8 protein-coding genes and 1 pseudogene are annotated in these 10,473 nt (G+C 66.9%); 4 read left to right on the forward strand and 5 right to left on the reverse strand.

All coding sequences use genetic code 11. From position 1 onward, the window contains the following. Positions 1-1,363, reverse strand: a 1,363-nt coding sequence (gene aptA, locus AC04L7_RS05790; RefSeq protein WP_475512668.1) for an omega-aminotransferase AptA, incomplete at its 3' end; no start/stop codon positions are given. Positions 1,364-1,571: 208 nt separating this feature from the next. On the opposite strand from aptA, the gene AC04L7_RS05795 reads away from it, so the two are divergent. The 3 genes from AC04L7_RS05795 to AC04L7_RS05805 all read left to right on the forward strand — a co-directional run bounded on the left by AC04L7_RS05795 (position 1,572) and on the right by AC04L7_RS05805 (position 5,259). Beyond that, positions 1,572-2,120, forward strand: a complete 549-nt coding sequence (locus tag AC04L7_RS05795; RefSeq protein WP_475512669.1) for a cupin domain-containing protein — start codon at positions 1,572-1,574, stop codon at positions 2,118-2,120. 148 nt (positions 2,121-2,268) lie between these two features. Then, the gene (locus tag AC04L7_RS05800) at positions 2,269-3,771 is read left to right on the forward strand and encodes an aldehyde dehydrogenase (RefSeq protein ID WP_475512670.1); all 1,503 of its coding nucleotides are present in this window, start codon (positions 2,269-2,271) and stop codon (positions 3,769-3,771) included. A 210-nt stretch (positions 3,772-3,981) separates the two neighbouring features. Continuing rightward, positions 3,982-5,259, forward strand: coding sequence for an MFS transporter (locus AC04L7_RS05805; RefSeq protein WP_435997641.1), 1,278 nt, complete (start codon positions 3,982-3,984; stop codon positions 5,257-5,259). Positions 5,260-5,392: 133 nt separating this feature from the next. On the opposite strand, the gene AC04L7_RS05810 is transcribed toward AC04L7_RS05805, so the two are convergent. The 4 genes from AC04L7_RS05810 to AC04L7_RS05825 form a co-directional block, all read right to left on the reverse strand. Then, positions 5,393-5,854 carry a bacteriohemerythrin gene (locus AC04L7_RS05810; RefSeq protein ID WP_299341548.1) on the reverse strand — a complete coding sequence of 154 codons (462 nt, stop codon included), beginning with the start codon at positions 5,852-5,854 and terminating at the stop codon, positions 5,393-5,395. Between the two features lie 202 nt (positions 5,855-6,056). Continuing rightward, positions 6,057-7,361 (reverse strand): GGDEF domain-containing response regulator, encoded by a 1,305-nt coding sequence (locus AC04L7_RS05815; protein ID WP_475512671.1) that lies wholly within the window; start codon positions 7,359-7,361, stop codon positions 6,057-6,059. Positions 7,362-7,458: 97 nt separating this feature from the next. Next, on the reverse strand, positions 7,459-8,742 hold the full coding sequence (locus AC04L7_RS05820; RefSeq protein ID WP_475512672.1) for an NAD(P)/FAD-dependent oxidoreductase: 1,284 nt from the start codon (positions 8,740-8,742) through the stop codon (positions 7,459-7,461). A 16-nt stretch (positions 8,743-8,758) separates the two neighbouring features. Further along, positions 8,759-10,138, reverse strand: coding sequence for a glutamine synthetase family protein (locus AC04L7_RS05825; RefSeq protein WP_435997648.1), 1,380 nt, complete (start codon positions 10,136-10,138; stop codon positions 8,759-8,761). Between the two features lie 209 nt (positions 10,139-10,347). On the opposite strand from AC04L7_RS05825, the pseudogene AC04L7_RS05830 reads away from it, so the two are divergent. Beyond that, a pseudogene (locus AC04L7_RS05830) lies at positions 10,348-10,473 on the forward strand (gamma-glutamyl-gamma-aminobutyrate hydrolase family protein); the annotation flags it as partial.

Genomic DNA, 10,473 nt, shown 5'->3' on the forward strand with positions numbered 1-10,473 from the left:
CCCGTATGGTGTCCGCCAGGATGTTCACGATCCGGTCGATGTGGCCCTTCTCCACGATCAGCGGGGGCGACAGGGCGATCACGTCGCCGGTCACCCGGGTCAGCAGGTGGCCTTCGTGGAAGGCGCGGGCGAAGACGTCGTAGGCCCGGGTGCCGGGCGCACCCTGGCGCGGGGCCAGTTCGATGGCGCCGACCAGGCCGAAGTTGCGGATGTCGATCACGTTCGGCAGACCCTTCAGCGAGTGCAGAGCCTCCTGCCAGTAGTCGCCCAGCGACAACGCCTTGTCGAACAGGTTTTCCTCTTCGTACGTGTCCAGCGTGGCGAGCGCGGCGGCGCAGGCCAGCGGATGGCCGGAGTAGGTGTAGCCATGGAACATGTCGATGGCGTTGTCGGGCCCGCTCATGAAGGCATTGAACAGGCGCTCGGAGACGAACGTGGCACCCATCGGCACGCAGCCGTTGGTGATGCCCTTGGCGGCGGTGATCATGTCCGGCGTGACGCCGAAGCGCTGCGCGCCGAAGGCATGGCCGACGCGGCCGAAGCCCGTGATGACTTCGTCGAAGATCAGCAGGATGCCGTGCTTGTCGCAGATCTCGCGCAGCCGCTGCAGGTAGCCCTGCGGCGGGACGACCACGCCGGCCGAGCCGGAGATCGGCTCGACGATGACCGCCGCGATCGTGGAGGCGTCGTACAGCGCGATCTGGCGCTCTAGATCTTCGGCCAGTTCGATGCCATGCGGCGGCAAGCCTTTCGAGAATGCATTGCGCGACACGTCCAGCGTGTGGCGGATATGCGAGACCGCCGACAGGCCCGGGCCGAACCACTTGCGGTTGTTCGGCAGGCCGCCCACCGACATGCCGCCGAAKCCSACGCCGTGGTAGCCCTTCTCGCGGCCGATGAAGCRCGTGCGSTGGCCTTCGCCGCGCRCGCGGTGGTAGGCCAGGGCGATCTTCAGTGCACTGTCGACCGCTTCCGAGCCGGAATTGCTGAAGAACACCTTCTTGAGGTCGCCCGGCGCCAGTGCGGCCAGGCGCTCGGCCAGCTTGAACGGCAGCGGCGAGCTCATCGAGAAGTTGGGCGCGAAGTCGAGCGTGCCGATTTGCTGCTTCACGGCCTCGACGATGCGCGGCCGCGAATGGCCGGCGTTGCAGCACCACAGGCCGGCCGTGGCATCCAGCACCTCGTTGCCGTCGACATCCTTGTAGTACATGCCCGACGCGCTGGCGAGCAGCCTCGGCTTGGCCTTGAACTGCTTGTTGGCCGTGAACGGCATCCAGAAGTGGTCGAGCGAGGCGGGCGCCTCGAGGTTCTGGCGGGCGTAGTGATCGGCCAGGGCGCGGGAAGAAGTGTCGTCGGCGCTCATCGCGGCTCCAGGGGCGGGGCGGATGGGCGCAGCTTAGCGCGTTGAAAAAACTTTACAACCGTGCCGGAGGTCGGATTCGCCGCACTGTCCCGGCCCCGCCCGACTTCGTTTACTGGCCTGCCCAATATCGTGGAGAGCCCGGATTGACCGGCCTGCCCGGGGGTGTAAAGTATCCCGCAACACTTTCCGCTTTCCTGTCAGGGTGGTGATGGACATCGGCGCGCGCCTGCAACTGGTCCGCAAATCCAAAGGCCTCAGCCAGCGCGAGCTGGCCAAGCGCGTGGGCGTCACCAACAGCACCATCTCGCTGATCGAGCAGAACAAGGTCAGCCCCTCGGTCAGTTCGCTGAAGAAGGTACTGGACGGCATTCCTATCTCGCTGGCCGACTTCTTCACCCTGGACCTGGAGAAGGGGCTGCCGGACAGCCCGTTCTATGTCGCCGACGAGCTGCCGGATGTGGGCAGCAACGGCATCCACTACTTCCTCGTCGGCCAGCACCGGCCGCAGCGGCAGATGTGCATCCTTCGCGAAGTGATGCCGCCCGGCAGCGACACCGGCGACAGCATGCTGGCGCACGACGGCGAGGAGGGCGGCGTGGTGATCGCCGGTGAAGTGGAAGTCACGGTGGGCGAGYAGGTACGCGTGCTGAAGGCCGGCGAGGGCTATTACTTCGAAAGCCGTACGCCGCATCGCTTCCGCAATGTCGGTGACGTCGACGCGGTGATCGTCAGCGCGAATACGCCGGCAACGTTTTGAAATCATACCCCTCTCCCAACGGGAGAGGGGTTGGGGTGAGGGGTGATGCAGTCCGGATGATTCGGACAACGCATCTCCGCTCGCCCCTCATCCGGCGCTTCGCGCCACCTTCTCCCGCTGGGAGAAGGGAACACAGCCAGGAGTTCCCATGAGCAACCCCCGCACGCAACAGGACTGGCAGGCCATGGCCGGCACGCTGTCGATCCGCACGCAGGCCTTCATCGACGGCAAATACGTCGATGCCGCCTCGGGCAAGACCTTCGACTGCGTCAGCCCGATCGATGGCCGCGTGCTCGGCCAGGTGGCCGATGGCCAGGAAGAGGACATCAATCGCGCCGTCGCCGCCGCGCGCCGCAGCTTCGACGCGGGTGCGTGGTCCAACGCGCGCCCGACGCATCGCAAGAAGGTGCTGCTCAAGCTCACCCAGCTGATCGAACGGCATGCCGACGAACTGGCCTTGCTGGAATCGCTCGACATGGGCAAGCCGGTGGGCGACGCGCGTAGCGTCGACGTCGCCGCGACCATCCGCTGCATGGGCTGGACCGCCGAGGCGCTGGACAAGGTCTACGGTGAAGTCGCCGCGACCGGCCAGGACGAACTGGGCCTGGTGACGCGCGAACCGCTGGGCGTGATCGGCGCGATCGTGCCGTGGAATTTCCCCCTGCTGATGGCGACGTGGAAACTGGCCCCGGCGCTGGCGATGGGCAACTCCATCGTGCTGAAGCCCTCGGAGAAGTCGCCGCTCACGGCGATCCGCCTGGCCGAGCTGGCGATCGAAGCGGGCATCCCCGCCGGCGTGCTCAACGTGGTGCCGGGCTTCGGCAAGACCGCGGGCGAACCGCTGGCGCTGCACATGGACGTGGACGGCCTGGTGTTCACCGGTTYCACCCCGGTCGGCAAGCGCCTGCTGCAATGCGCGGGCCTGTCGAACATGAAACGCGCGTACATGGAGTGCGGCGGCAAGAGCCCGAACATCGTGTTCGCCGATGCGCACGACCTCGAGGTGGCGGCGAAGGCCGCGGCCGGCGGCATCTTCTACAACCAGGGCGAAGTCTGCACCGCGGCCTCGCGCCTGCTGGTGGAGCGTTCGATCAAGGATGAGTTCGTCGCCCGCGTGGTCGAGGCAGGCAAGGCCATGCGCCCGCGCCATCCGCTCGACCCCGGCGCGCCGATGGGCGCGATGGTCGATGAAGGCCAGACCCGGCGCGTGCTCGACTACATCGAGAAGGGCAGGGCCGAGGGTGCCCGTCTGGCGCTGGGCGGCCTGCGCGCCGACGTGGTGAACGGCGGCTGCTACATCGAGCCGACCGTGTTCGACGACGTCGCGCACGACCACACGATCAGCCGCGAAGAGATCTTCGGGCCGGTACTGTCGGTTATCGCGTTCGACAGCGAGGAAGAAGCGCTGCGGATGGCCAACGACAGCGAGTACGGGCTGGCGGCGGGCGTGTGGACGCGCGACATCAGCCGCGCCCATCGCGTGGCGCGCAAGCTGCGTGCGGGCAGCGTCTGGGTGAACTACTGGGACGGTGGCGACATGACCGCTCCGTTCGGCGGCTACAAGCAGTCCGGCAACGGCCGCGACAAGTCGCTGCACGCCTTCGACAAGTACACCGAGATCAAGGCGACCTGGATCAATCTGGGGAGTTGAGCTGCGGCGTTCCTTCTCCCCGCGAGGCGGGGAGAAGGTGCCCGGAGGGCGGATGAGGGGCGAGCGCTGGTGCTTTACCGGCACGCAGGCATCGCATCTTCGTTCGTCCCTCACCCGCCTTCGGCACCCTCTCCCCGTACACGGGCAGAGGGGAGTCATCGAAGAAGTTCTTCTGCCAGAATCGCCCACGTCCCATCCACCGGCCCGTCCATGACCGCCACCGCCGTCGCTCCCGCGCCCGCCAACTCGCCTGGTCGGGTGCTGTTCGCCAGCCTGATCGGCACCACCATCGAGTTCTTCGATTTCTACATCTACGCGACGGCCGCGGTGCTGGTGTTTCCGCACCTGTTCTTCCCGCAGGGGGATCCGACCACCGCGACACTGCAGTCGTTCGCCACTTTCGCGCTGGCGTTCATCGCGCGGCCCGTGGGGTCGGCGCTGTTCGGCCACTACGGCGACCGCATCGGACGCAAGGCGACTCTGGTGGCGGCGCTGCTGACGATGGGTATCTCCACCGTGCTGATCGGCCTGCTGCCCACCTACGCGCAGGTCGGTATCGTGGCGCCCCTGCTGCTGGCGCTGTGCCGGCTGGGGCAGGGGATCGGGCTGGGCGGCGAGTGGGGCGGTGCGGTGTTGCTGGCGACCGAGAACGCGCCGCCCGGCAAGCGCGCGTGGTACGGCATGTTCCCGCAGCTCGGGGCACCCCTGGGCTTCCTGTTCTCCACCGGCATCTTCCTGCTGCTGACCGCAGTGATGAGCGATGCGCAGTTCCTGGCCTGGGGCTGGCGCATTCCGTTCGTGGCCAGTGCGGTGCTGGTGTTCGTCGGCCTGTGGGTGCGGCTGAGCATCGCCGAGACGCCGGATTTCCAGAAGGCCCTGGACCGCGACGAGCGCGTCAAGGTGCCGATGCTGACCACCGTGCGCGAGCACCCGTTCGCCCTGGTGACCGGCACGCTCGCGCTGGTGGCCACGTTCGTGCTGTTCTACCTGATGACCGTGTTCGCGCTGAGCTGGGGTACGTCGAAGCTCGGCTACACGCGCGAGCATTTCCTGATGCTGCAGATGGTCGGCGTGCTGTTCTTCGCCCTGACCATCCCGCTGTCGGCGCTCTATGCGGACCGGTTCGGGCGGCGCAACGCGATGATCGTCGCCACGCTGCTGATCATCGGGTTCGGCTTCGTGTTCGCGCCGTTGCTGGAGTCGGGTAGCGACCTGGGCGTGCTGGCTTTCCTTGCGCTGGGTCTGGGCGCGATGGGGCTCACCTATGGCCCCTGCGGGACGATCCTGGCGGAGATGTTCCCCACCGCCGTGCGCTACACGGGCGCGTCGCTGGCGTTCAACCTGGCCGGCATCCTGGGCGCATCGCCGGCGCCGTACATCGCCACGAGGCTGGGTGAACGCTACGGACTTCCGTCAGTCGGCTGGTACCTGGCCGGCATGGCCGTGCTGACGTTGCTGGCCTTGTTGGCGATGCAGCGCCGGCGGTAAGGCATCCACGCTCGCAATGGGGCATCACATGGTCGTGCGCATGGCGCACGCTACGATCTCGCCGCCATGATTCGTCACGTAGCGTGCGCCACGCGCACGTCCGCAGGATCTCTCCCCAAGCGCACACAGCACGCTACCCGAACAGGCGCTTCACGGTGCGGGTGAGCCAGCCGCCCTGCTGGTGATCGCGGACGAACTGGTTGAGGTGGCGCTTGACCGAATCCGCGTAGGCCTTGTCGTCGTTGCGGATGTGGTTGAACAGCCAGCGCGACAGCATGCTGCGCAGCTCGTCCACGATGTCTTCGCCGGCCTCGAAGCGGAGCCGATACTCGGACACGCGCTTGGTGAATACTTCGTGCACGCGCTTGTGCGCGGCGCTGAACGGATAGCCGGCTTCCTCCATCAGCTCTTCCTCGAACGCGAAGTGCGACAGCGTGTAATCGACCAGCTCATCGATCACTTCGCCGACGGCGAAACGCTCCCTCGACTTCTGGGTCACGTGCAGATGGTTGATCATCTCCACGATACGCCGGTGCTGGCCATCGATGATGTCGATGCCGGTGTCCATGTCGTCCTGCCAGATCAGCAGTGTCATGTTCGGATCCCCTGCCGGCGGATGCCGGAATGCGGGGAAATCTAGGTGCGCGCTGCACTTGCAGCATTGATCCCGATCAATGCCGCATGCGACGGACAGTCGCAGGGGCCGTGATGACCGGTGTGGGAGCGATGTGAGTCGCGAGCTCTTGCTTCAGCGACTCGAAAGCTCGCGACTGACGTCGCTCCCACAGGGAAGAATTTCAACCGCTCGACACCACCCGGTTCCGTCCACCGGCCTTCGCCAGGTACAGCCGCCGGTCCGCTTCGCTGAGCAGGTGATTGAGGGTCTGGCCGGGAAAGCGCGTGCGGAACACGCCGACGCTGACCGTCATCTTCAGTGTGCGCTCGCCGATGTCGACGTCGAGGGCCTCTATCGAGGCGCGCAGCGATTCGAAGTAGTCCACGGCTTCGCTTTCGCCCAGGTACGGCACCAGCGCGCAGAACTCTTCGCCGCCGAAGCGCGCGATCAGGTCCTGCGTACCCGCATGGCGCGCGATGGCCTGGGCGACGGCCTTCAGTGCGATATCGCCGGCTTCATGGCCGTGGGTGTCGTTGATGTGCTTGAAGTGGTCGATGTCGATGATGGCGGCCGTCACCGACTGTTGCCTGCCCAGGGTGTTCGGCAGCAGGGCATGGCACTCGGACAGGAAGTGGCGGCGGTTGGGCAGGCCGGTGAGGAAGTCGCGGGTGGCGAGATCCTGCAGGGTGCCGATCAGTTCCAGCTGGTCGATGTTCTGCGAGACGCGGCAGAAGAATTCCTCGCGCGAGAACGGCTTGTGCAGGAAGTCATTGGCGCCGCTCTTCAGGAAGCGCGGGACCAGGCTGCCATCGCTGGTGCCCGAGATGCCGATGATCGCCAGGTGGTCGCGGGCGTGGCGCGCACGCAGGCGACGGGTGAACTCGTGGCCCTTCATGCCGGGCATTTCCTGGTCGACGATCGCCAGGCGGATGTCGGGGTTGGCGTCGAGCATGACCAGGCCGGCCTCGCCATCCGCCGCTTCCACCACGCGGAAGCCGTACATCGACAACAGCGCGGCCGCGTGCTGGCGGGCGGAACGGGAGTCGTCCACGATCAGGGCGGCGATGCGGCGGTTGCGTTCCAGGCGCTGCACCAGCCACACGAGATAGTCGATGCTGCCGGGCGTGTTCTTGAGGACGTAGTCCACCACCTGCCGTCGCAGTACCTGCTCGCGCAGCGTGTCGTCGTAGACGCCGCTGACGACCACGGTGGGCAACTGCCGGGACAGGAAGAACTCCACCACCTCGTCGTGGCTGCCGTCGRCCAGGACCAGGCTGGTGACCACCATGAACCAGTCCGGATGCTTCTCCAGCGTCGTGCGCGCCTCGTCCAGCGTGGCGGCGTAGACGACCGGCAGGCTGAGCTTCTGTTCGATCGCTTCGCCGATCAGGCGCGCATGCGTGCGCGAGTTCTCCACCACCAGGATCCGCTGGGGCAGGGGCGATTGGCTGGCGATGGCGGATACGGCGCGTTGCGGACTGGACATGCTCGGGAAGGCCGAGGAAGGTTTCCTTTCATGTCTATCGGCCCGGGCGGACGGGACTTGAGAGCGGCGTCACGGAATGCGCGGCTGCCGGCGCCGCTCACCAGAGTGCGTCGCGCAGCTTGTACCAGGCCATTCCGGCGACCAGGAGCKGCGTGCGCAGCGCACGGCCGCCCGGGAACGGGTGGTGGTCGATCTTCTCGAACAGGTCCAGTCGCTCGGATTGACCGCGGATCGCCTGGGCGAGCGTCGTGCCCGCCAGGCACGCGGCGATCAGGCCATGTCCCGAGAAGCCCTGGGCGAAGTACAGGTTCGGCGCCAGCCGGCCCCAGTGCGGCGCACGGTTGAGCGAGATGTCGATCATTCCGCCCCACAGGTACTCGATGCCCACTTCGCGCAACTGCGGGAATACGCGGTGCATGCGGCGCGTCATCACGCCGCGCAGGTTCGGGGGCGTCATCGTCGAATAGCTGGCGCGACCGCCGAACAGCAGGCGGTGGTCGCGGCCCAGCCGGAAGTAGTCCAGCGCCCAGTTGGTGTCCGCCACCGCCATGTCGTTGCGGATCAGCGCGCGCGCGCGCTGCTCGCCCAGCGGCGGCGTGGCGGCGATGTAGGTGCCCACCGGCATCATGCGCGATTCGAGTTCCGGCGCGATGCCGCGCAGCAGCGCGTTGCCCGCGAGGATCACGGTATCGCAGGCGACCTCGCCCTGCGCGGTCTTCAGCAGCGGACGCGTGCCCCGTACGAGCTGCGTCACGCGGGAAGCTTCGAAGATGCGCACGCCCGCATCCAGCGCTGCGCGTCCGAGCCCCAATGCATAGGCGAGCGGATGGAGGTGGCCGCTGACCGGATCGTACATTGCGCCAAGATAGCGGTCGCTGGCGAGTTCGCCGCGCAGGCGCTCGCGATCCCACCACTGCACCGGGTGGTGGTAGCGCGTGTTGAACTCCTCCACGGCTTCCTGCACGTCGCGTTGCTGGCGCGCCTTGATCGGGACGGTGGCGTGCCCGTCGCGCCAGTCGCAGTCGATACCGTGCCGGTCGATCCGCCCGCGCAGCCAGCGCAGGCCGTCGATCGACAGGTCGAACATCTTCTTCGCATCGTCGAAGCCGACCAGCGCTTCGAGCTTCGCTTCGCCGCAGCTGAAGCCGGCAATGGCCTGGCCACCATTGCGGCCCGAGGCGCCCCAGCCGATGCGCTCGGCTTCCAGCACGACCACCTTGTAGCCGGCTTCGGCAAGTTCCAGCGCCGCCGACAGGCCGGTGTAGCCGGCGCCGAGGATGCAGACGTCGGCCTCGATGCGGCCTTCCAGTGCCGGCTGCGCGGGCAACGGCGTCGTGCTGGCTGCGTACCAGCTGTCGGGATAGGTATGCGCGAACGTCATGCGGGCAGCGCCTGGTTCACACCGATCGCAGGTACCACGCGTATTCCAAGTCGGTCACTTCGGTGTAGAAGCTGTGCATCTCCTTGAGCTTCTGCTGGCCGTAGATGTGCTGGAAGGACGTGCCGAACTGCTCGCGGATGAACTCGCTACCCATGAACGCGCCGATGGCCTCGCGCCAGAACGGCGTACGGATCTCGGTCTGGTCGTAGGCGTTGCCGGTGATCGGCGGGCCGGGATCGAAGCCCTGTTCGATGCCGTGCAGCATGCCGGCCAGCACGGCGGCAGTGACTAGGTAGATGTTGGCGTCGGCGCCGGCGATGCGGTGCTCGATCCGGGTGTTGGCTTCGTCGCTGTGCGGGATGCGCATGGCGACGGTGCGGTTGTTGTAGCCCCACACGTCGTTGAGCGGGACGAACGCGTTGAGCACGAAGCGCCGGTAGCTGTTGGCGTGCGGCGCGAACAGCAGCAGGCAATCCTGGTCGCTGCGCTGCAGGCCGCCGATGGCGTGCTTCAGCGCAGCGGCCGGGGCCGTCTGCGGTGAGGCGAAGATGTTGCGGCCGTCGGCATCCAGCACGCTGGCGTGGATATGCATACCGCTGCCCGCCTGCTCGGCGAACGGCTTGGCCATGAAGCTGGCCATCAGGCCCTGCTGCTGCGCGGCGGCCTTGATCGCGCGCTTGAGGTAGATCGCATCGTCGCAGGCGAGCAGGGCATCGTCGCGATGCTTGAGGTTGATTTCGAACTGGCCCGGCGCGTACTCGGCCACGGCGGTATCGGCCGGGATGCGCTGCGCACGGCACGCGGCTGCGACCGCATCGGTGAAGCCGCGGTAGTCGTTCAGGTCTTCCATGTAGTAGACCTGCGTGCTGGTGTTGCGTTGCCCGGTCGCCGGATTGATCGACGTGCGCGGGCGTCCCGCGTCGTCCATGCGCTGGTCGAACAGGTAGAACTCCAGTTCCACCGCGACCACCGGCTTCAGGCCGCGCGCGGCATAGCGTGCGAGCACGCGCTTGAGCACTTCGCGCGGGTTGGCCTCGAACATGCCGCCCTGCGCGTCCTCCATGCTCAGCAGCAGCTGCGCGGCCGGGCGCGGCGACCACGGCACGGGCCGCAGCGAGCCCGGTACCGGGCGGCAGATGCGGTCCTCGTCGCCGATGTCGTAACCCAGCCCGGTTTCCTCGACCGTGTTGCCGGTGATGTCGGTGGCGATCAGCGACATCGGCAGGCAGACGCCGTCGCGGTAGACCTTCTCCAGCGCATCGCGGGTGATGCGCTTGCCGCGCAGCAGTCCGTTCATGTCGGGCAGCAGCAGGTCGATCTGCTCGCAGTCGGGGATGGACGCCAGCGTGGCGGCATCGTCGGCGGGCAGGGAAGACGCGTCGGAATCAGGGCGCATGAGGGTCATCCAAGAGGCTGCGGCGCAGCTTAGCAGAGCGTTCGATGCGTCAAGAATACTCAACGCGAAGTTTCCAATGGGCCGCTGAAACGCCCGAATTTGGTGCCGCAGCGCACCATATGGGCGCCAAAAATGTCATCTGAGCCCTTCGTGTTGTAAAAATAAAACGGCCGGGTTAACGTGCCTGCAAGCCATTCCGGGCTTCCTGCATGACCCCGCTGCCGCGGGTCGGTCTGCCGACCGACCACAAGCAAATCGGTGCGCATCCCTTTCTTGCCGTCGGCGAGAAATACGTGCGCGCGGTGGTCGACGGGGCGGGCTGCCTGCCGCTGCTG

The sequence above is a fragment of the Pseudoxanthomonas sp. LjRoot204_2 genome (assembly GCF_056175765.1).